15 protein-coding genes and 2 pseudogenes are annotated in these 22,286 nt (G+C 65.9%); 7 read left to right on the top strand and 10 right to left on the bottom strand.

The genetic code is table 11. The features are described from left to right. The first annotated feature begins 219 nt into the window (after positions 1 to 219). Entirely contained in the window at positions 220 to 1,674 is a 1,455-nt protein-coding gene (locus VMJ11_RS08825) for a DUF1254 domain-containing protein (protein WP_325618974.1), read from the top strand. Positions 1,675 to 1,779: 105 nt separating this feature from the next. Here VMJ11_RS08825 and VMJ11_RS08820 read toward each other — a convergent pair whose 3' ends face one another. Then, entirely contained in the window at positions 1,780 to 1,920 is a 141-nt protein-coding gene (locus VMJ11_RS08820) for a hypothetical protein (protein WP_325618972.1), read from the bottom strand. Between the two features lie 166 nt (positions 1,921 to 2,086). On the opposite strand from VMJ11_RS08820, the gene VMJ11_RS08815 reads away from it, so the two are divergent. After that, positions 2,087 to 5,887, top strand: a complete 3,801-nt coding sequence (locus VMJ11_RS08815) for a DUF748 domain-containing protein (protein WP_325618970.1) — start codon at positions 2,087 to 2,089, stop codon at positions 5,885 to 5,887. A 38-nt stretch (positions 5,888 to 5,925) separates the two neighbouring features. Here the strand turns inward: VMJ11_RS08815 and VMJ11_RS08810 are convergent. Both VMJ11_RS08810 and VMJ11_RS34445 read right to left on the bottom strand, forming a co-directional pair. Beyond that, a pseudogene (locus VMJ11_RS08810) lies at positions 5,926 to 7,107 on the bottom strand (PLP-dependent aminotransferase family protein); the annotation flags it as partial. A gap of 81 nt (positions 7,108 to 7,188) precedes the next feature. Continuing rightward, a pseudogene (locus VMJ11_RS34445) lies at positions 7,189 to 7,476 on the bottom strand (GntR family transcriptional regulator); the annotation flags it as partial. 199 nt (positions 7,477 to 7,675) lie between these two features. Here VMJ11_RS34445 and VMJ11_RS08805 point away from each other — a divergent pair. The 4 genes from VMJ11_RS08805 (at position 7,676) to VMJ11_RS08790 (ending at position 12,278) form a co-directional block, all read left to right on the top strand. Next, a complete protein-coding gene (locus tag VMJ11_RS08805; RefSeq protein ID WP_325618966.1) occupies positions 7,676 to 8,806 on the top strand; it encodes an ABC transporter ATP-binding protein in 1,131 nt (376 codons plus the stop codon). A gap of 128 nt (positions 8,807 to 8,934) precedes the next feature. Next, complete coding sequence (locus VMJ11_RS08800; protein WP_414694347.1) at positions 8,935 to 9,978, top strand: ABC transporter substrate-binding protein; 1,044 nt, start codon at positions 8,935 to 8,937, stop codon at positions 9,976 to 9,978. Positions 9,979 to 10,156: 178 nt separating this feature from the next. Then, positions 10,157 to 11,425 (top strand): ABC transporter permease, encoded by a 1,269-nt coding sequence (locus VMJ11_RS08795; RefSeq protein ID WP_414694348.1) that lies wholly within the window; start codon positions 10,157 to 10,159, stop codon positions 11,423 to 11,425. Positions 11,426 to 11,438: 13 nt separating this feature from the next. Continuing rightward, positions 11,439 to 12,278 (top strand): ABC transporter permease, encoded by an 840-nt coding sequence (locus tag VMJ11_RS08790; RefSeq protein ID WP_325618964.1) that lies wholly within the window; start codon positions 11,439 to 11,441, stop codon positions 12,276 to 12,278. A 48-nt stretch (positions 12,279 to 12,326) separates the two neighbouring features. Here VMJ11_RS08790 and VMJ11_RS08785 read toward each other — a convergent pair whose 3' ends face one another. The 6 genes from VMJ11_RS08785 to VMJ11_RS08760 form a co-directional block, all read right to left on the bottom strand. Further along, positions 12,327 to 13,802 carry an amidase gene (locus tag VMJ11_RS08785; RefSeq protein ID WP_325618962.1) on the bottom strand — a complete coding sequence of 492 codons (1,476 nt, stop codon included), beginning with the start codon at positions 13,800 to 13,802 and terminating at the stop codon, positions 12,327 to 12,329. 162 nt (positions 13,803 to 13,964) lie between these two features. Continuing rightward, complete coding sequence (locus VMJ11_RS08780; RefSeq protein WP_325618960.1) at positions 13,965 to 15,440, bottom strand: efflux transporter outer membrane subunit; 1,476 nt, start codon at positions 15,438 to 15,440, stop codon at positions 13,965 to 13,967. Positions 15,441 to 15,456: 16 nt separating this feature from the next. Then, on the bottom strand, positions 15,457 to 16,599 hold the full coding sequence (locus VMJ11_RS08775; protein ID WP_325618958.1) for an ABC transporter permease: 1,143 nt from the start codon (positions 16,597 to 16,599) through the stop codon (positions 15,457 to 15,459). Further along, a complete protein-coding gene (locus VMJ11_RS08770; RefSeq protein WP_325618957.1) occupies positions 16,596 to 17,549 on the bottom strand; it encodes an ABC transporter ATP-binding protein in 954 nt (317 codons plus the stop codon). The genes VMJ11_RS08775 and VMJ11_RS08770 overlap by 4 nt, the downstream gene beginning before the upstream one ends. Further along, positions 17,546 to 18,496: an HlyD family secretion protein gene (locus tag VMJ11_RS08765; protein WP_325618955.1), complete on the bottom strand. Its 951-nt coding sequence runs from the start codon at positions 18,494 to 18,496 to the stop codon at positions 17,546 to 17,548. Before VMJ11_RS08765 ends, VMJ11_RS08770 begins: the two co-directional genes overlap by 4 nt. Then, positions 18,493 to 19,134: a TetR/AcrR family transcriptional regulator gene (locus VMJ11_RS08760; RefSeq protein WP_325618953.1), complete on the bottom strand. Its 642-nt coding sequence runs from the start codon at positions 19,132 to 19,134 to the stop codon at positions 18,493 to 18,495. Before VMJ11_RS08760 ends, VMJ11_RS08765 begins: the two co-directional genes overlap by 4 nt. A 245-nt stretch (positions 19,135 to 19,379) precedes the next feature. Here VMJ11_RS08760 and VMJ11_RS08755 point away from each other — a divergent pair, with 245 nt between their 5' ends. Beyond that, on the top strand, positions 19,380 to 19,982 hold the full coding sequence (locus tag VMJ11_RS08755; protein ID WP_325618949.1) for a response regulator transcription factor: 603 nt from the start codon (positions 19,380 to 19,382) through the stop codon (positions 19,980 to 19,982). A 126-nt stretch (positions 19,983 to 20,108) separates the two neighbouring features. Here the strand turns inward: VMJ11_RS08755 and acnA are convergent. Beyond that, positions 20,109 to 22,286: aconitate hydratase AcnA (gene acnA / locus VMJ11_RS08750; protein ID WP_325618947.1), on the bottom strand; the 2,178-nt coding region annotated here is incomplete at its 5' end.

The raw sequence follows: 22,286 nt of genomic DNA, 5'->3' as shown, positions 1-22,286 counted from the left end.
CCACGAATCGTGCGCCGCCCACACACAAGCATGGCGGCTGCCAGGCAATATTCCACGCCACGGTCTTTTCAGGCCCAGGCGCGAGCGATACGATACCATCCGGCGGCATTGGCGCCATGCTGAGCGCATTGCATCACGGCCCTGGGGGGGCCTGGCGCGTGGCACTGGTGGCCGGTCGACGTCACTTCCTGGACCGCCTGCATCGCATACAACCAACAAATGACAACAATACATCGAGAGTTCTCTTTGTGCCGCAGCGGCCTGGCGCTCGCATGCCTTGCGCTGATCGCCGGCTGCGCTTCGGCGCCGGGCGAAATCGCGCCGAAGAGCAACGGCTGGATGAAGGACGAAGTCTCCGACTCCTATGTATTCGGCTATCCGCTCGTGCTGATGGACGTGTCGCGCGAGGCCGCCACGGGCAGCAGGCCCGGCCAGGCCGCGCCGAACACGCTTCGCCACGCGCAGTCGCTGCCGCCCGTCGGGGCCGCCAACCCTCCCGAACCGAATCTGGACACGCTCTCGTCGAGCGGTTGGCTCGATGTTTCCAGCGAGCCGGTGCTCGTAACGCTGCCCGATACGCATGGCCGTTACACGGACGCGCGTGCGCTCGACATGTGGACGAACGTCGTCTGGTCGACGGGGGCCGCGCAAACCGGCGAGCGTGCCGGCGGCCTGAAAGCGCAAACGATTGCCTTCGTTCCGGTGGGCTGGAAGGGTACGCTGCCCGCGCGCGTGAAGCGCGTGGAGGTGACGACACGCTATGTGTGGTTCCTCGCGCGCATCGAGACGCGCGGAGGCGCCGACCTCGCGGCAGTGCGCAAGCTGCAGCGCGGCGTGCAGGCGACGCCGCTTTCGGCATGGGGTGATCGCGGCGCCCAGAGCGAACGCGCGGCGCGCGGCACCGAGGCCGGCGGCCCAACCCCGAGCGGCGACCCGGTCACGCCGGTCACGCCGGGCACGCCGTCTGCGCAGGTGGCGGCCCTCGACGCGAATGGCTTCTTCGGCCGGCTCGCGCAAGCGCTGGAAGACAACCCGCCCACGCCGGACGACCCACATGCGCTCAAGATTCTCGGCGACATCGGCGTGCGCCCCGGCGATCCGGCCCACTTGCCAACGGGCGCGAAAGACGCCGCGGTCGTGAAGGCCGGTCTCGCGGAGGGCCGTGCGCGCATTGCCACGCCGCCTTCGAACCTGCTGGCGGGCAACGGCTGGCTGTGGGTGGGCAGCGACGCGGGCAACTATGGCCCCGACTACTCGCTGCGCGCCTATGCGGCCTATGCTTCGCCAGGACTGTCGACGAGCCGCGACGAAGTGCGCGCGCGCGTGAGCCAGGACAGCGATGGCCATGCGCTCAATGGCGCGAACCGCTACACGATTCACTTCACGGCGAAGCAACTGCCGCCGGTGCGCGGCTTCTGGTCGATCACGGCCTATACGACGAGTGGCGCGCTCGACGCCGACTCGCCCGTGCGCGTGTCGTTCGGCGACCGCAATGGCGCGCGGCGCAACCGCGACGGTTCGCTCGACGTGCACGTGAGCGCCGAGCGTCCGCGCGGCGGTGCGAACTGGGTGCCGGCGCCGCACGGCGACTTCCGTCTCGTGTTGCGGCTCTATGCACCGAAACCGCAGGCGACCGACGGCAGCTGGCAGCCGCCAGCCGTCGAGCGGCAGTAGGACACGGGTAGGGCGGCGCGGGCGCATCCAGCGTTCCGCCGCCTGCGCTTGCCGCTTGTTGCTTGTCGTTGTGGCGCCGCTTGCCGCGGCGCCGCAACAAGCTCGTCAACGCGCGTGAGCGTCGCGCGAATGCGCCTCGACATAGCCCGTCGCTTGCTCGCTCATGCGCGACGCAACGTGTGCATCGTGCGCAACGCGCGCATCGAGCGCATCGAGCGCATCGAGCGCATCGTGCACGAGGCGCATCGCGCCGCAGAGGTTGAAACATCGTCAATTACTGCACCCGAAGCGGCGTTTTACGGCCGTCCCACCTTCTATCGGGCCTATACTTCGGCGTGTCGGCATCCCCGGATATCTGACATCAGACCCACATCCCGCGGCGGGCCTGTTGCCGCGTCATCCGTAAGCAAGCATGGCAAGTCTCAACAAAGCGTCGCTCAACTCTTCTCTGGAATCGGTGCGCGCCGTCGCGCGTGCGCCCCGCACCCGGCGCATCCTCACAGGCGTCGTCATCTTCCTCGTCGTGTTCGGCCTGCTCGGCTTCTTCGCCGCGCCGCCCGTCATTCGCCACGTCGCCGAACAGCAGTTGAGCAAGCAGCTCGAGCGGCCCGTCACGATCGGCAGCATCGCGCTCAATCCCTACACGCTGCGTCTCGAGGCGGACCGCGTGCGCATTGGCGAGCGCGGCGGCAATGGCGACTTCTTCGATGTCTCGCGCGCCGTCGTGCAGGCGTCGTGGTCGTCGATCCTTCGCGCCGCGCCCATCGTCGACGAATTGCGGCTCGACTCGCCGCGCGCGACGATCGTGCGGCTCGACGCGCAGCACTTCAACTTCTCGGACCTCGTCGACAAGTTTTCGACGCCCTCGAAACCGAACAGCAAGCCCGCGCAGTTCTCGGTCTCGAACATCCGCGTCGAGAACGGCACGATCACCTTCGACGATCGTCTGCTCAACGAAAAGCACGTGGTCGACCGATGGTCGCTGGGCATTCCGTTCATTGCCACCCTGCCATCGAAGACCGACATCTTCGTCGAGCCGCTGCTGCGCGCGCGCATCGACGGCGCGAGCACGCTTGCCATCGACGGCAGGACCAAGCCGTTCGCGGCGTCGCGCGAATCGGAAGTCGAGCTGCGCCTGACCGATCTCGACGTGCCGAAGCTGCTCACCTACGCGCCCACGAAGCTGCCCGTCACCGTGAAGAGCGGCAAGCTTTCCACGAACCTGAAGCTCGACTTCGTGATGTCGGGCGAGAAGCCCACGCTGCGCGTTTCCGGCACGACCGACCTGAACGACTTCGACGCCACCGACAACGCCAGCGCGCCGCTCTTCGCCGCGCGCAGCCTGCATGTGGCGGCGGCTTCGCTCGAACCGTTCAGCAACGTCTACCGCTTCGACGACATCCGGCTCGACACACCGAGCGTCTGGCTCGCACGCGACAAGCAAGGTGTGCTTAGCGTCGAGAAGCTGGCGGGCGCGCCGGCGGCGAAAGGCGAGCAGGCCGCGAACGCCGTGCCGGCCTCGGGCATATCGGGCGCCTCGGGTGCATCGGTTGCATCGGGTGCCGCGACAGCCGAGGCACTGCCCGCCGAAGCGAAGCCCGCTCCGCTCGATCTGTTCATCCGCCAGTTCGCGCTCACGGGCGGCACCGTGCACGTGCATGACGAGGTGCCTTCTCGGCCGGTGGAGTTCGACCTCACGGACGTCGCCACCACGCTCGCAAACTTCTCGACGACAGCGAAAGCGGGCGCCCCCTACACGTTCGCGATGAACCTGCGCGATGGCGGCTCGGCGAAGGTGGCCGGCACGCTCAGCCTCGCCGCCAAAATGGCCGATGCGAAGATCGACCTTCAGCAGGTCGCGCTGCCGCCAGCACAGCCCTATCTCGACAACATGAGCGCCGCGCAGGTCGTCGACGGCAAGCTGAACCTCACATCCACAATCAATGCCAACTGGGCGCAACAGCCCGCCGTCGTGCAGATCGGCCAGAGCACGCTCGGGCTCGACTCGCTCAAGATCGCCGCGCGCGGCGCTAAGGAACCGGCCATCGGGCTCGCTCAAGGTACGGTGAAGGTGAGCAGCGTCGATCTCGCGGCACGCAAGGCGCAGATCGCCTCGGTGGAGGCGACCGGCTTGCTCGTGAACGCGGAGCGCCAGAAGGACGGCAAGATCGATCTCATGCAGCTGGCCGCCGGCCGCGAGGCCGTGCCCAAGCGCACGGCGTTGCACACGGCGCGCAAGACGGTGCAGGAAGGAGCGCCGTGGCGTTTCACGATCGATGCGCTCACCCTGAGCAACGGCACGATCAATTTCACGGACAGCACGACGCCGCGCCCGGTGAAGCTCGCCATTACGCCGCTCGACCTGAAGATCCAGCAGATCAGCGACGACATGGGGCGCGCGCTGCCCATCGACCTGAAGGCGACCGTCAACCGCAGTGGCACGCTCGCCGTGACCGGCAACGTGAATCCCACGCCGCTGAAGGCGCAGTTGAAAATCGATGCGAACCGCCTCGATGCCGCCGCATTCGAGCCGTACTTCGGCAGCCAGCTCAATGCGGTGATCGCGAGCGCGCTGCTCAACATGAACGGCCAGCTCGCGGTGGAGCAAAGCAAGGCGCTCAAGGCGGACTATCGCGGCGACGTGGCGCTCGTGGACGTGCGCATGCTCGACAAGGCGACCTCCGGCCCGTTCGCGGGCTGGCGCTCTCTCGCGCTCACGAACCTGAAGGCGAACTACGACGAGGCGCGCGGCACAGCCGTGGACGCAAGCCGCGTCACCTTCTCGGGCTTCTACGGGCGCGTGCTGCTCGACGCCCAGGGCAAGCTCAATCTCAAGGACGTGGTTGCGCATCAAACCGGCGAGGCGCAGTCGCTCACGCAGGACACGAGCGCCGCGGAGCGAGGCGGCCGCGAGCCCGTGCCGCTCACCCCGCAGGCTGCGAGCGCGCCGGTCCAGACGGCCTCCGCACCCGCGCCGGCCTCCGCGAGCACGATGGTCACCGCGGCGCAGCCGCCGAAGCATCCCGTGCGCCTGCACTTCGGCCAGCTCGTGCTGCAGGACGGCCGCGTGAACTACACCGACGATTTCATCAAGCCGAACTACACCGCCGACCTCGTGCAGATTCACGGCACGGTGGGCGCGTTCGGCACCGAATCGACGACATCCGCGCCCGTCGACGTTTCCGCGAAGCTCGCCGCGAATGGACCCCTCACGATCAAGGGCACGATAAATCCGCTCATCGACAAACCCGCGCTCGATCTCACGGCGGCCGCGCACGACATCGAGCTCACGAACCTCACGCCGTACTCGGCGAAGTATGCGGGCTATCCGATCACGAAGGGCAAGCTCAACGTCGATCTGCATTACCAGCTCGCCAACGACCAGCTCTCGGCGAACAACCACATCTTCATCGACCAGCTGACGTTCGGCGATCACGTCGACAACGACACGGCCACGAAGCTGCCGGTGCGTCTCGCGATCTCGCTGCTCAAGAACCGGCGCGGCGAGATCGACGTGAACATTCCGGTGTCGGGCTCGCTCTCGAACCCCGAATTCAGCCTGGGCGGCCTCATCTGGAAGGCGGTGCTCAACCTGATCGCGAAGGCGGTGACCGCGCCGTTCACGCTGCTCGCCAACGCGTTCGGCGGTGGCGGCGAGGAGCTCGGCTACGTGGAGTTCGCGCCCGGCACGTCGACGCTCGACGACGCGGACGAGAAGAAACTCGACACGATCGCGAAGGCGCTCGACGACAAGCCGTCGATCAAGATCGACCTGATCGGCCGCGTCGACCCGGCCGTGGACGCGCCCGCGCTGCGCGAGCAGTACGTGGACAACCTCGTGCGCCTCGAGAAAGTGAAGGACACGGTGGGCAACGGTGAGAGCGTGGATACCTCGCAGGTCAAGGTGGACGCCAAGGAATACGAAAAATACCTGGCCAAGGCATACAAGTCGGCCGACTTCAAGAAGCCGCGCAACATGATCGGCATGACGAAGACGCTGCCCGAGGACGACATGAAGCAGGCGCTCGCCGGGCACGCGCCTGTCGACGACGCGGCGTTGCGCGATCTCGCGCAAAAGCGCGCGCAGGCCGTGCAACAGTACTTCGAAGGCAAGGTCGATCCGAGCCGTGTGTTCGTCGTCGCGCCGAAGCTCGACGCGAAGGGCATCGACGACAAGGGCGCGACTACGCGAGTCGACTTCGGGCTCAAGTAAGCGCGATTGCGCGATTGAACATGGCGGCGCGCTTCGGTCTAACCGGCGCGCCGTTGCTTTTGTGGCTTCGCAAACGCATGTTCCTCGATCACGCGGGCGAGTGTGGCGAAGGCCGGTGCGATGTCTTCGTGCGGCACGCATGCATAGCCTGTTAGCAGTCCTGTTCGATCCTGGCGCACGCTGTAGTAGGCGGCGAGCGGGCGCACGATCACGCCCGCATCGTAGGCTGCGGCGGTGATGGCGCGGTCGTTGGCGTCGTCGGGCAGGCCTAGCACGAAATGCAGGCCCGCTTCGTCGCCCATGACCGGCAGTGCGTCGCCGAAATGGCGCGTCACCGCGTCGATCAGCAACTGTCGGCGCTCGCCGTAGAGCGTGCGCATGCGGCGCACGTGCGAGGTGAGATAGCCGTCCATGATGAATTCGGCGAGCACGGCTTGTTGCATGAGCTGGCCTTCGCGATACAGCTCGGCCACGCCGGTGCGGAACGTGGGTGCGAGACGCTCGGGCACGACCATGTAGCCGATGCGCAGCCCCGGAAACAGCAGCTTGCCGAGGCTGCCCACGTAGATCACCCGGTCCGATTCGTCGAGCCCCTGCAGCGACGCGAGCGGCCGGCTGCCATAGCGGAACTCGCTGTCGTAGTCGTCCTCGATGATCCACACCTTGTGCTGGCGCGCGTATTCGAGCAGCGTGCGGCGGCGCGCGAGGCTCATCACCATGCCGAGCGGATATTGATGCGAGGGCGTGACGAGCGCGATGCGCGGCGGGTCGCGCAGGTCCTGTTCTCGTGGATTGAGACCTTCGGCATCGACGGGAATCGGCGCGAGCTTCAAACCTGAGGACTGCAACACACTGCGTGCGCCCCAGTAGCACGGTTCCTCCACCCACGCGCGGTCGCCTACGTCGGCGAGCAGGCGCACGGCCAGGTCGATGGACTGGTGAATGCCGGTGGTGATGATGATCTGGTCCGGCGTGCAGCGCACCGAGCGCGCGACACGCAGGTAGTCCGAGAGCGCGCGCCGCAGCGGCCGGTAGCCGCCGCCGGGCGCGTAGGTGAGCAGGCCGTGGTTGGCCGACTTCCACAACCGCGCCTGCAGGCGGCTCCATGTGCGTGCCGGAAACTCCGCGACGTCGGGCACGCCGGGCATGAACGCGCCCCACTGTTTCGCGGACACGCCTGCTTCATCGATTAGCCGTTGACCGCGCATCGACATGTCGCCACGCGGGCAGGCGGTGCTTTGGCCTTCGCCGGTGCGGCTTTCGCCGCCGCCCACCGCGCTCGTGCTTTCGGGTGCGAGCGTGCTCACGGCTGCCGTGTCGGGGCGCGTGTCGGCTACATACGTGCCGCTGCCCGTGGTCGAGATGACGTAGCCCTCGGCGCTCAACTGGTCGTAGACGTGCAGCACGGTGTTGCGCGCCACGCCGAGGTCGCCCGCGAGCGTGCGCGAGCTGGGCAGCTTGGTGCCGGGCGTGAGCCGGCCGGTGAGGATGGCCTGCTGCATGAGTTGCAGTAGCTGGCGGTAGGCGGGCTCGGCGCTTTCCTTGTCGAGTTGCGCCGCGAGCCATTCGGACAGGATGACCATGGCCAAAGTGGTTCCATCAGGAATAATGAAATGGCTCCATTGAATGGAGCCGTAACCCTCTATAGTAATTCGCACGTCAGGCGCGGTTAATCCCCGTGACAGGATTTATTTAATCGCGCCGGAACAGACCGGGCGGCGCGCCGGCGGCTTACGCATGGGCCGCGCGCCCGCGCAAACCTGGAGAAAAGAGCATGGAGACAAGGCGATGAAGACCTCGGACGTGATCGTCAGCTTTCGCGGCGTGCGCAAGACTTACGACGGCGAATCGCTGGTCGTCAAGCAACTCGATCTTGATATCTATCAAGGGGAGTTTCTGACGCTGCTCGGGCCGTCCGGCTCGGGCAAGACCACCTGCCTGATGATGCTCGCCGGCTTCGAGTTTCCCACCGGCGGCGAGATTCGCCTCGAAGGCAAACTGCTCAACAACGTGCCGCCGCACAAGCGCGACATCGGCATGGTGTTCCAGAACTACGCGCTCTTTCCGCATCTCACCGTCGAGCAGAACGTGGCGTACCCGCTCGGCGTGCGCAAGGTGCCCGCGGCCGAACGCGCGCAGCGCGTGAACGATGCGCTGAAGATGGTGCGCATGGAAGGCTTCGCAAAGCGCTATCCCGCGCAGCTCTCGGGCGGCCAGCAGCAGCGCATCGCGCTCGCCCGCGCGCTCGTGTTCCAGCCCAAGCTCGTACTGATGGACGAGCCGCTCGGCGCGCTCGACAAGCAGTTGCGCGAACATATGCAGTACGAACTGAAGTCGCTGCACGAGAAGCTCGGCGTCACGTTCGTCTACGTCACGCACGACCAGGGCGAGGCGCTCACGATGTCGGACCGCGTGGCCGTGTTCGACAAAGGCATCGTGCAGCAGCTCGACAGCGTCGACCGGCTCTACGAGTCGCCGTGCAACGAGTTCGTGGCGAACTTCATCGGCGACAGCAACCGGCTGCGCGGCACGATCGCGGCTGTGGATGGCGAGTACTGCGAAATGCATCTTGCCGACGGCACGCGCCTCAAAGGCCGCAACGTGGCGGGCGCGAAGGCGGGAGCGGCGGCCGTTGCGTGCATTCGCCCCGAACGCATGAAGCTGGCCGCGAACGGCGCCAGAGGTGCCAACGGTGCCAATGGTGCCAATGGTTCCATGGGCAACGGCGCGAACGCGCTGGCGGGCGAGGCGCGCGGCCTCATCTATTTCGGCGACCACGTGCGCATGCGCTGTGGTCTGCCTCAACAGGACGAGTGCTTCGTGAAGGTGCCGCTCGGCACCGAAGCGCTCGAAGGCTTTGCGCCCGGCCAGCCGGTCGCGCTTGAATTCGCGCCTGAGCATTTGCGCGTGTTCGCGTAAGGCGTGCGGGCGCGGCGCCGCGGCGTGTTCGCGTGCGCTGCGTTTCGCGTAGCGTCTCGACGATCGGGCCACGTCTCTCGCATCGAAGGGCCCGGCATGACAAACCACCAAGGAGAAGGGACTACACCATGAAGCAGATCGGCAACATGCGCGTTGCTGCGGTCGCGGCCGCGCTCGCACTCTCGTTTAGCGCGGCGCATGCCGCGGAGCTGACCGTCGTGAACTTCGGCGGCGCCAATGGCAACGCGCAGAAGGCGGCCTTCAGCGAGCCGTTCCAGACGCAGACGGGCAACAAGATCACGGCCGTCGAGTACAACGGCGAGCAGGCCAAGGTGAAGGCCATGGTCGATGCGAAGCACGTGGACTGGGACGTGGTCGAGGTCGAAACCGGCGACATCGCGCGCGGCTGCGACGAAGGCCTTTACGAGAAGCTCGACTGGGCGAAGCTCGGGAACAAGGGCGACTTCATGAAAGCGGCGCAGCAGCCCTGCGGTGCGGGCTTCTTCGTGTGGTCGACGGCGCTCGCGTACAACGCCGACAAGCTCAAGAGCGCACCCACGGGCTGGGCCGACTTCTGGGACGTGAAGAAATTCCCGGGCAAACGCGGCATGCGCAAGGGTGCTCAGTACAACCTGGAGTTCGCGCTGATGGCCGACGGCGTTGCGCCGCAGGACGTCTACAAGGTGCTCTCGACGAAGGCCGGCCAGGACCGCGCGTTCAAGAAGCTCGATGAGCTGAAGCCGTACATCCAGTGGTGGGAGGCGGGCGCACAGCCGCCGCAGTTCCTCGTGGCGGGCGACGTGGTGATGTCCACGGCGTTCAACGGCCGTATCGACGCTGCACAGCGCGAAGGCAAGAACCTCAAGGTGGTCTGGAACGGCAGCATCTACGACCTCGACTACTGGGCGATCCCGAAGGGCGCGCCGAACAAGGCGCTGGCCGAGCAGTACATTGCGTACACGCTCTCGCCGAAGCCGCAGCAGGCGTATGCGCAGCATATCGCTTACGGCCCGGTGAACGAGAACGCGATCAAGGCGCTCGACGCGAAGACGCTCGCCAATCTGCCCAACTCGCCGAGCAACGGCAAGAACGCCGTGCAGCAGAACCTCACATTCTGGACCGACCACGGCGACGAACTGGAGCAGCGCTTCGCCTCGTGGGCTGCCAGGTAAGCGTGTGTAGCGCAGAACGCTGCGATGCATGTGCCGCAGCGTTCTGCACCACGGTGGCGAAAACATTGCAAGGGCTCGAGGGGGTGCGACCGGCGCCCCGCGGGCGTGGGACGGGAGTCGGCACTGAAATGCCTGCTTCCGTCGACACAGGAGACTGGTTGTGATCACAACGACGACCGTGACCAACGTTGGCGGCGCGGCGCGCGAAGAGAGCGCGCGCCTGAAGCGCGAACTGCGCGTGGCGCAGGCGAAAAAGCGCACGATGGCGCTCATGCTGATCGCGCCGCTCGCCATATTTCTATTGCTGATTTTTGTGGTGCCGATTGCCGCGCTGCTCACGCGCGCGGTGCAGAACCCCGAAGTGGTGACGGCGCTGCCGCATACCGTTGCGGCGCTGCGCGAATGGGACCGCAAGAGCACGCCGCCCGATGCGGCTTATGCAGCGCTCGCCGAGGACCTCGCCGCCGTGAAGGAAGGCGAAGCGATGGGCGCGCTGGCGCGCCGCCTGAACGTGGAAATCGCGGGTTTCCGCTCGCTTGTGGCGAAGACCGCGCGCGCGATGCCGCTAGCCGACGACGACGGCAAGCCGCTCACGCTCACGCCCGCGCAGACGCGCGCCAAGATCGTCGAGCTCGACGATCGCTGGAGCGATGTTTCCTACTGGCAGGCCATCGCGAAGAATAGTTCGCGCTACTCACCGTTCTACCTGCTCGCGTCTCTCGATCACCGCCAGGATGCGTTCGGTAGCATCGTGCCCGCCGATCCCGATCAGCAGATCTATCTCGACGTATTCGCCCGGACCTTCGTCATCAGCGTATTCGTCACGGTGTTCGCGCTGCTGCTCGGCTATCCGCTCGCCTACTGGATCTCGACGCTCTCCGAGCGCCGCGCGAATCTCGTGATGATTCTCGTGCTGATTCCGTTCTGGACGTCGATTCTCGTGCGCGTGGCCGCGTGGATCGTGATCCTGCAGGGCGAGGGCCTCATCAACAAGGCGCTGATGGGCACGGGCCTCATCTCGCATCCGCTCGCGCTGCTGTTCAACCGCGTGGGCGTCTATATTTCGATGACGCACATCCTGCTGCCGTTCATGGTGCTGCCGCTCTATAGCGTCATGAAGTCGATTCCGCCTACCTACCAGCGCGCCGCGGTGTCGCTCGGCAGCCATCCGTTCGCAGCCTTCTGGCGCGTGTATGTGCCGCAGACTTACCCAGGTGTGGGCGCGGGCGTGCTGCTCGTGTTCATTCTCTCGATCGGCTACTACATTACGCCTGCGCTGCTCGGCGGCCCGAGCGACCAGATGGTCAGTTACTACGTGGCGTACTTCACGAACGTATCGATCAACTGGGGCATGGCCTGCGCGCTCGGCGCGCTGCTGCTCGCGGCGACCACGGTGCTGTATTTCGTCTACGGGCGCTTCACGCGCACGCAACTGAGCCTCGGCTGAGGGAGGCACGAACATGAAATTCGCAAAGCCGCTTTTTGCGCCGCATATGTCGGCTGTCGAGCGTGTGTGGTACTTCGTGCTGCGTGCGCTAGTCGTGCTCACGCTGCTTTATCTGATCCTGCCCGTGCTCGCGATCGTGCCGCTCTCGTTTTCTTCGAGCACGTTCCTCGTCTATCCGATTCCGGGCTGGTCGCTGCGCTGGTATCAGAACCTCGTCATGTCCGACGAGTGGCGCATGGCCGCGAAGAACAGTTTCATCGTGGGTCCTGCCGCGACGCTCGTGGCGACCGTGCTCGGTACGCTCGCGGCCATTGGCATCACCAAGGCCGATTTTCGCGGCAAGGCGCTGCTCATGGCGATCCTCATTTCGCCGATGATCGTGCCGGTAGTGGTGGTGGGCGTGGGCATGTATCTGTTCTTCGCGCCGCTCGGCCTCGCCAACACGTACCTCGGGTTGATCCTCGCGCATGCGTCGCTTGGCGTGCCGTTCGTCGTGACCACGGTGGCGGCCACGCTACAGGGCTTCAACCATAACCTCGTGCGCGCGAGCCTCTCGCTTGGTGCAAACCCGGTCACGACGTTCTTCCGCATCACGCTGCCCGTCATCGCACCGGGCGTGATTTCGGGCGCGCTGTTCGCTTTCGCTACTTCGTTCGACGAAGTGGTGGTGACGCTCTTCCTCGCGGGCGCCGATCAGACCACCTTGCCGCGCCAGATGTTCACCGGCATTCGCGAGAACATCAGCCCGACGATCGCTGCGCTCGCAACGATCCTCGTCGTGTTCTCCACATGCCTGCTGCTGGCGCTCGAATGGCTGCGCGGCAGGAATGCGGCGCGCGCAGTGAAGGCATGATGAAAAAAGGCAGCGCCACCGCGCTGCCTTCGCCCTTGTGCGTGTGCCTTAGTCGCCGAGCAGCGCCGGCTTGCGGCGCTTCACCCACTGCGTGGCCTGATCGTAGGCATGCGCGAGTTGCAGGACGGCCAGATCCGCTTGCGGCTTGCCGATCACCTGCAGGCCCATCGGCAGACCTTGCGCATTGAAGCCCGCCGGCACGCAGACCACGGGCAGACCGGCGAGGCTGGCGCCAATGACGACCTCCATCCAGCGGTGATAGGTGTCCATCGTGCGGCCGGCGATGGCCTTGGGCCAGTGCTCGTTCGCATCGAACGGGAAGACCTGTGCGCTCGGCAGCGCGAGATAGTCGTAACGCTCGAACAGCGAGAGCAGCGCGTTGTACCACTGGCTGCGCGCGACCGTGGCGTTCCAGACATCCTCGCCGGAAAGACGCAGGCCGCCTTCCACTTCCCATTGCGCCTCGGGCTTGAGCAGCGCGCGCTTTTCCGGGTCGCGGTAGAGGGCCCCCAGCGTGCCCGCGCACGAGAAGTGGCGCAGTGTGAGCCAGGTTTGCCAGAGCTGCTCCATCGGGTAGTCAGGGCGCGCGGCTTCGACCTTGCAGCCAATCGACTCGAAGTCCTTGAGCGCGGATTCGCACTGCGCGAGCACGCCGTCTTCCATCGGCAGATAGCCGTCGTAGTTGCCGAGCCAGCCGATGCGCGTGCCACCGACATCACGTTCGAGCGAGCCCGCGAACTGCGCGGGATCTTCGCTGATGGAGAGCGGCGCGCGCGCGTCGTAGCCGGCCTGGGTGGAGAGCAGCATCGCGAGATCGGGCACGCTGCGGCCCATCGGCCCGGCGTAGCCGAGCTGATTGAAGAACAGGTCGTGGGCGGGCACGGAGGGCACGCGGCCTTGCGACGGACGAAAGCCGAAAATGTTGTTCCAGCCAGCGGGATTGCGCAGCGAACCCATCATGTCGCTACCGTCGGCCACGGGCAGCATGCGCAGCGCGAGCGCCACGGCCGTGCCGCCGCTGCTGCCGCCTGCGCTGCGCGTGGGGTCGTAAGCGTTGAGCGTTTTGCCGAATATCGTGTTGTAGGTGTTCGAGCCGAGGCCGAATTCCGGTGTGTTGGTCTTGCCGATGAAGATCGCACCTTGCGCGCGCATGCGCGCCGCCATTAGCGCATCGGCTTTCGGCACTTCGTTTCGGAAGAGAGGCGAGCCTTGCGTGGAGGCGATGCCGGCCGTGGCCGTGAGATCCTTCGGTGCCTGCGGCATGCCATGCATCCAGCCAAGATGGTCGCCGCGCGCGAGCTGGGCGTCGCGCTCGTCGGCCTCGGCGAGCAGCGCAGCGCGCTCGCGCAGCGAGACGATCGCATTGGCGGGCGTGTTCACGCGTTCGATATGGTCGAGGAAGGCGCTCATCACTTCGCGGCAGGACACTTTGCGAAGGCGTATCCATTCTGAAAGCTGGAGTGCGTCGGCCGTCACGAGATCGTTGGGCGACGGTTGTGAGGGGGACAGCGATGCCTGGTTCATACGTGTCTCTCGTTTGCGGATGGAGCGGGGCAAGCGTGCATTGTCGCGCAGGCCCGCGCGATGCGAAAGCAAACGAACAGTTGTCGCAACGCACGTCCGGTTGCCATGGCATGCCGCGTTGCAGCGGGCGGGCGTGCCACGCGGCGACGGCGGCGCGTGCGCTTACCTTGCCGTTTCGGCCGGCAAAGTGGCGCCGCCCAGCGCTTGATAGAGCGCGGCCGTATCGGCGAGGCGGTCCGCCTGGGCGCGTGTGCGATCGAGCGCCGTTTGCAGCGCCTGACGCTGTGTGTCGATGAGGCTGAACTCGCTCACGCCGCCCACGCCGTAGCGGGCGAGCGCCACGGTCGCACTCGCCTGCGCTTCGCGGGCGGCTTCGTCGCGCGATTGCAGTGCCTGCGCATCGCTTTCGAGTGCGCGCAGCGCATCGGCCACCTGCTGCAGCGCTTGCAGCACGGTCTGCCGATAATCGGCGAACGCGGCGTCCCAGGCTGCCTCTGCGGCACGCTTCTTCGCGTGCAGTTCGCCGCCGTGGAAGATCGGCTGGGTGAGCCCGAAGCCGAGGTTCCAGATATTGAGCCCGTCCACGACGTCTTCGATATGCGTGCGCTCGGTGCCGATGCTGCCCGAGAGCGTGATCTGCGGATACAGATTCGCGGTGGCGACGCCGACGTTCGCGCTCGCCTGATGCAGCAGCGCTTCGGCCGCGCGAATGTCGGGTCGCTCACGTGCGAGCGAAGAAGGCAGCGTGAGCGCGACGGCGCCGGGCAGATGCAGGGTGTCGAGCGTGAGGCCGTCCAGTTGCGGCTGGAACTGTGCGCTCGAAGGCGGAACGCCGAGAAGGACCGCAAGCTGATGGTCGGTCTGAGCGAGCTGCGTGGCGAGCGGCGGCAGCGTTGCGCGCGTCTGGGCGAGGAGCGTGCGCTGGCTGCGCACGTCGATATCGGCCACGCCGCCTGCCGCGAGACGCGCTTCCATGATTACGAGCTGGCGAGATTGTGCGTCGACGAGTTGTTGCGTGATCGTTATCTGCTCGCGCAGCGATGCGCGCCGCACCGCCGCCGAAACCACGTTGCCCGCAACCGTGAGCCGCGCGGCCGCGAGTTCGTAGGCCTCGTAATCGACCTGCGCCAGCGTTGCTTCGAGCGCGCGGCGGTTCGCACCGAACAGATCGAACACATACGAGACGCTGATGGAGGCGTTATACAGCGTGAACGGTGGGGGATTCGGCACGGCGGTGATGCCGAACGAGGCGAGGTCGATTTTCTCGCGAGTGGCGGAGAGCTTCGCATCGACGGAGGGAAAGAGCGCGGCGCCCGCCTGCGCATTGTAGTTTTCGCGCGCCTCGATCAGCTTGGCGCGCGCGGAGTCGAGCGTCGGGCTCGCTGTGAGCGCGGCATCGACGAGTTCATCGAGTGCCGCGCTGCCGAACTGCGTCCACCAGGCGTTGGGCACGTTCGGCGCGGCAACGAATATTTGCGCGCCACCGCCCGCGCCTTGCGCTGCGGCCGTGGCGGCGGGCGTGCCTTCTCGCGTGTAAGTGGCGGATTCGGGCGGGGCGGGCGCGTGAAAGTCCGGGCCGACCGTGCAGCCGGCGAGCACGAGCGCAGTAGAAATGATCAGGAGTGCACGGGAATTCATCGTCGTATGCCTCGCGCTAGTCGAGCGTGCGCCGGTAGAAGCGTACCGCGATGCCCATCACGATGATGGTGAAAACGCCGAGCGGCCAGACCGAGGGCCACAGGTCGGTCCAGCCGTTGCCTTTGAGCAGGACGCCGCGCACGAGCCGGTTGAAGTGGGTGAGCGGCAGCAGGTTGCCGATGAACTGCGCCCAGCGGGGCATGCCGCCGAACGGGAACATGAAGCCCGAGAGCAACAGGCTCGGCAGGAAGTAGAACACGGTGAGCTGCATGGCCTGCAACTGGTTCTGCGCGAGGGACGAGAGCGTGATGCCGACCGTGAGATTCGCCGCGATGAAGAGCAGTGCCGAAAGATAGAGCGCGATGAGACTGCCGGAGAACGGCACATGGAACACGAAGCGTGCGGCGAGCACGATGATGGTGGCCTGCACCAGGCCGATCGCGATATACGGGACGATCTTGCCGGTCATGACCTCGACAGGCAGTACCGGCGTCGCGAGCAGGTTCTCCATCGTTCCGCGCTCGCGCTCGCGCGTAATGGCGAGCCCGGTCATCATGACCATCGTCATGGTGAGGATCACGCCCATCAGCCCCGGCACGACGTTGTACTGCGTGATGCCTTCGGGGTTGTAGAGGCGGTGCACCTGCACGTCGAAGGCCGCGGGCGCGCCGTTCAGGTGCGCGAGCGGCCCCGTGAGATCCTTCGCGGCGACAGGCGCGATGAGCCCCGGCAACGCGGCGAGCGCACTGGCGATGGCGGTGGGGTCGGTGGCATCGGCTTCGAGCAGCAGCGAGGGCCTTTCGCCACGCAACAGTCGCCGCGAAAAATCGACAGGAATGCTTAGCACGAACTGCACCGTGCCGCGCGCCAGTGCGTGACGTGCGGCGGCTTCGTCGGGCAGTGTTTCCACTACGTCGAAATAGGCTGAATTCTTCATGCCGGCCACGAAGCTGCGCGCGAACACGCTATCTTCGCCGATCACGATCGCCGTGGGCAGATGCTTCGGGTCGGTGTTGATCGCATAGCCGAACAGCGTGAGCTGGACGATGGGCAAGCCCACGATCATCGCGAACGTGATGCGGTCACGCTTGAGCTGCAGGAACTCCTTGAGCACGATGCTCCACCAGCGCGCCACGGAAAACGGCAGCTGGAGACTCACGGCTTCGCTCCATAGTTATCCTGAACATGACTCATCATGTAGATAAAAACGTCTTCGAGACTGGTGTCGATGCGTTCGGCGGTAAGCGGCTGGCCTTCCACCACGCGTTCGATGGCGGCGGCCAGTGCCGCGTGGTCGCGCCCGCTTGCGTGCAGCGCGGAGCCGAACACGACGGTCTGATCGACGCCAGGTGTCTCGCGCAGCTGGGCCGAAAGCGCGGTGAGCTGCTCGCCGTGAATGACCCAGGTCTCGAGATTCTGCGATGCGATCACCTCGGCGGCCGTGCCTTGCGCGAGTAGCTTGCCATACGCGATGTAGGCGAGCTTGTGGCAGCGCTCGGCTTCGTCCATGTAGTGCGTGCTGACGAGGACCGAGATGCCGCGCGCGGCTAGCCGGTGCAGCTCCTCCCAGAAGTCGCGGCGCGCGGTGGGGTCGACGCCCGCGGTCGGCTCGTCGAGCAGCAGCAGTTCCGGCTCGTGCAACATGCAGGCCGCGAGCGCGAGCCGCTGCTTCCAGCCGCCCGAGAGCGCGCCCGTGAGCTGGTTCGCGCGGCTCGCGAGGCCGAGCGATTCGAGCGCGCGGTCCACGGCTTCGCGACGGTTGCGCATCTTGTAGATGCGCGCCACGAAGTCGAGATTCTCGCGGATCGTGAGGTCTTCCCAGTATGAGAAGCGCTGCGTCATGTAGCCAACGTTGCGCTTGATCTGCGCGCTCTCGCGCACGATGTCGTAGCCGAGGCAGGTGCCCGAGCCGGAATCGGGCGTGAGCAGGCCGCACATGAGCCGGATCGACGTGGTCTTGCCGCTGCCGTTCGGCCCGAGGAACCCGAAAATTTCGCCGCGCGCCACGCGCAGCGACACGTCGTTCACAACATGCTTGCTGCCGAAGCGCTTGTTGAGATTGCGCACGTCGATGGCGTAATCGCCGTTGTGCTGGGCGGGCGTGCTCATTGCAGCGTCACCTCGACCGGCTGGCCCGGATGAAGCTTGACGGCGTCTTGCGCCGAAGGCCGCGCCTCGATCATGAAAACGAGCTTCGTGCGGTTTTCGTTGCTGTAGATGACGGGCGGCGTGTATTCGGCGGCGTTCGAGATCCACGTGATGGTGGCGGGAACATCCTCGGCGCAGCCGTCACAACGCACGGTTACCTTGCGCCCGGGGGCGAGCGAGCCGACCGCCGTTTCGGGCACGAAGAAGCGCACCTTCACGTTCTGCGGCGGCAGCATCTGCACGACGGGGTTGCCCGCCTGCACCCATTCGCCCACGCGAAAGAGCGTGTCGTAGACGAGGCCCGCGCGCGGCACGTTCACGCGTTTCTGGTCGAGCCGCCACTGCGCTTGCGCGAGCGAGGCGCGGGCGGCATCGACGTCGGCGGCCTGCGCGGCGATTTGCGCGGTGCGGCCCGGCAGGTTCGCCACGCGCACCTGGTTGCGCAGCTCTCGCACCTGAGCCGCGGTGGAGTCGGCCTGCGCGCGCGAGTCGTCGAGCTGTGCCTGCGAGATGCCACCTGCGCGCAATTGCGCCTCGTCGCGCGTGAGCTGCAGCGCGGCCTTGTGCGCGTTCGCCTCGGCCTGGGCGAGCTGTGCCTCGGTCACGCGCACTTCAGGAGGGCGCTTGCCGGTCTGGAGATCGGCGAGCTGCTGCTGTGCGGCCGTGAGGCGATGCTGCGCCTCGTTGCGCGCGGCTTCTTCTTCGCCCGATTCGAGCGCGAAGGCGGGCGCGCTGGCGGCGACGGTCTGCCCGCGTTCGACCGCGAGTTCGGTGAGCGTGCCCGACTGCGACGACGCGAGGTACACATACTCGCCTTCCGCATAACCTTGCCAGCGCGGCGGCTCGTGCCTCGAGCACGCGGTGAACACGAACGCGGCGCCGCACACGCAGACCGTCCTCCACTTCATGAAGCGTCCTCCTTGCGGCCCGATGCGCGACGCACGCGCCGTTGCGGCGGCACGGGTCGCAACGCCGCCCTCAATAGCGCGCTCACGTGGCGGTGCAGCGCGTCGCGTTCGATGATCGGGAAGCCGCGCGCGTTTTGCCAGATCTTCGAGGTTGCGAGCGGCAGCATGACGAGCGCGAGGATCGACATGAAGAGCAGCGGCGCTTCGAGCTCGGCATTGACACTGCCGCTGCGCTGCGCCTCACCGATGCGCGCCACGAAGCGCTGCAACTGCTCGACGGGCAGACGCCTGAGCATGCGTTCGCGCAGCAAGCCACCTTCGTTGACGATTTCGCGCAGCCAAAGCGGCGGCAGCCAGGGCATGCGCGAGGTGACCTCGAAGAGCCGTGCGACGATCTCCTCCACCAGCGCGTGGGCGTCTTGCGCGACTTCGCCCTCCACGCTCTCCCACACGAACGCGATCGAGCGCGCGATGCGCTCTTCGACCACGGCGTCGAGCAGCTTTTCGCGGTTCGTGAAGTAGTAGTGCACCATCGCCGACGTCACGCCCGCAGCCTCGGCGATCTGCGCCATCGTGGTGGCGGCGATGCCCTGTTCGCCGAACAGTTGCGTGGCGCTGGCGAGCAGCCGCTCGCGCATGGCGAGGTCGGCTCCGGCGCGGCGCCGGCCGCGCGGGCGGGGAGAGGCGGTAGTCGTGGGGGGGCGCGTGGCCATCGCTCCACTTTAATTCACGCGTTAGTTAAATTCAAACCCCGCTGAATTTGCGTTAACCCTGGGTCGGCAGTTGTTTCAGATTTTTCTTATATAAAACCGACGGCGTGGCGTGCAGGCTGTGAGATTCCCGCTGAAGGGGCATACAAACTCACTCTGCCATGGAAAAAATAATGAAACGCATCGTTGTCATCGATGATCATCCGATCGTACTGAAGATGCTCGCGAATGTGCTGAATACGGAGTACGAACTGGTGGGCGAGTGCGGCGATGGCGAAGAGGGCCTGCGTCTTGCTCTGGCGTTGCAACCCGACCTGGTGATCCTCGACCTCGAATTGCCCAAGCTCGACGGTCTCTCCGTCATCCGCGGAATTCGCGCGAAGCGGCCCGATGCGCGCGTCCTCGTGCTCTCGGCGAAGCCCGAACTGGTCATGGCCAATCACACGCGCGTAGCGGGCGCGAATGGCTACGTCAACAAGAATCGCGGCGTCGAGGAGTTGTGCAGCGTCGTCAAGGCGGTGCTGCTCGGCTACGACTGCTTCCCTGCGGGCAGTTGCGGCGGCGGCCGCGACGCGGCGCTCAACGGCCTCTCGCCGCGCGAAGTCGAGGTGCTGCAGTACCTCGCGCGCGGTATGAGCAACAAGGGTATCGCGGCGCGCCTCGGCCTTTCCGACAAGACCGTCAGCACCTACAAGACGCGTGTGCTCGATAAGCTCGGTGTGTCGTCGCTTGCTGCGCTGATCGAGTTTGCTTCGCTAAACAAACTGATTGAGTGAGACTGCGGCGGTGACCGCCGGCAAAGTCATAGCCAAAAAAAAGCCCGACTCGCGCCGGGCTTCCAAATGTAACCGCACCCGTTCCCGGGCGCAGTACCTGCAAAAACTGCGTGCGTCGCTGAAGGCTTAAGCGGCCAGCAGCGAACGCAGCACGAACGGCAGAATACCGCCGTGCTTGTAGTAGTCGACTTCGATCGGCGTGTCGATGCGCAGCAGCACCTGAACGCGTTGCTCCTTGCCATCCTTGTGGTGGATGACGAGCGTCAGGTCCTGTTGCGGCTTGAAGTCGTCCGTCAGGCCTTCGATGTCGTACGTTTCTTCGCCGGTCAGGCCAAGCGACTGAACGCTGTCCGAACCCTTGAACTGCAGCGGAAGAACGCCCATGCCGACCAGGTTCGAACGGTGGATACGCTCGAAGCTGCGTGCGACCACGGCCTTCACGCCCAGCAGTTGCGTGCCCTTGGCTGCCCAGTCACGCGACGAACCCGTGCCGTACTCTTCGCCCGCGAACACCATGGTCGGCGTGCCGGCGTCGATGTACTTCATGGCGGCGTCGTAAATCGACATCTGCTCGCCGCTCGGCTGGTGGATCGTCAGGCCGCCTTCCACGCGCGTGCCGTCGGCCTTCGCCGGGATCATCAGGTTCTTGATACGCACGTTCGCGAAGGTGCCGCGCATCATCACGTCGTGGTTGCCGCGGCGCGAGCCGTAGCTGTTGAAGTCGGCCTTCTGCACGCCGTTCGCCTTCAGCCACTTGCCTGCCGGCGAGTCTTCCTTGATCGAGCCGGCCGGGCTGATGTGGTCGGTCGTGACCGAGTCACCGAAAATGCCCAGTGCGCGCGCGCCCTTGATCTCGGCCACTTCCGACGACGGCGTCATCGAGAATTCCTTGCCGAAGAACGGCGGCTCGGCGATGTAGGTCGACTTCGGCCAGTCGTAGACCTGGCCTTCCTCGCCTTCGATCTTGCTCCACAGGTCGCCCTTCTTCGTGAGCTGGCTGTAGTTCTTCTGGTAGACGTCGGCGTCGAGTGCGTACTTGAGCAGCGCGTTGATTTCTTCGCTGGTCGGCCAGATGTCGCCCAGGTAGATGTCGCGGCCGCCCTTACCCTTGCCGACCGGCTCGGTCATCAGGTCGCGCGTGATGTTGCCGGCGATCGCGTAGGCGACGACCAGCGGCGGCGAGGCCAGGAAGTTCGCACGGATGTTCGGGTGGATACGCGCTTCGAAGTTACGGTTGCCCGACAGCACGGCTGCCGCGACCACGTCGTTCTTCGTGATGGCTTCGTTGAGTTCCGGTGTGAGGTCGCCGGCGTTGCCGATACAGGTCGTGCAGCCGTAGGCCGCGAGTTCGAAGCCGAGCTTCGAGAGGTACGGCATCAGGCCCGTCTTCGTCAGATACTCCGTGACGATACGCGAGCCCGGGGCGAGCGAGGTCTTGATGTGCGGAGCGACCGTGAGGCCGGCTTCCACCGCCTTCTTCGCGAGCAGGCCGGCGGCGAGCAGCACGCTCGGGTTCGACGTGTTCGTGCACGACGTGATCGCGGCGATCAGCACGTCACCGTTGTGCAGCTTCACGCCGTCGGTCGTCTTGTACTCGGCCGTGAGGTCGGCGGCCTTCTTGCTGAAGCCGTTTTCCGCGCCCGGCTTCGAGAACAGGTCGGTGAAGGTCGACTTCACGTTGCCGATTTCGATGCGGTCTTGCGGGCGCTTCGGACCGGCCAGCGACGGCGCAACCGTCCCGAGGTCGAGCGTGAGCGTCTTCGTGTAGTCGATATCGCCGGCCTTCGGCACGCCGAAGAGGTCCTGCGCCTTGAAGTAGTTCTCGAATGCCGAGATTTCTGCTTCCGTGCGGCCCGTGCCCTTGAAGTAGTCGATGGTCTTTTCGTCGACCGGGAAGAAGCCCATGGTCGCGCCGTATTCCGGCGCCATGTTGCCGATGGTCGCGCGGTCCGGCAGCGAGAGCGATGCCGTGCCTTCGCCGAAGAACTCGACGAACTTGCCGACGACCTTCTCCTTGCGCAGCATTTCGGTGATGGTCAGCACGAGGTCGGTTGCCGTGCAGCCTTCGCGCAGCTTGCCCTTCAGCTCGACGCCCACGACGTCCGGCGTGAGGAAGTACACCGGCTGGCCGAGCATGCCCGCTTCGGCTTCGATGCCGCCCACGCCCCAGCCCACCACGCCGATGCCGTTGATCATCGTGGTGTGGCTGTCCGTGCCGACGAGCGTGTCCGGGTAGTAGACGGTGTCGCCGCCTTCGGCCTTCTTGTGCACGCCGCGTGCGAGGTATTCGAGGTTGACCTGGTG

Source organism: Paraburkholderia sp. (genome assembly GCF_035501035.1).
Taxonomy (GTDB): Bacteria; Pseudomonadota; Gammaproteobacteria; order Burkholderiales; family Burkholderiaceae; genus Paraburkholderia.
This window is presented reverse-complemented; position numbering and strand designations above follow the sequence as displayed.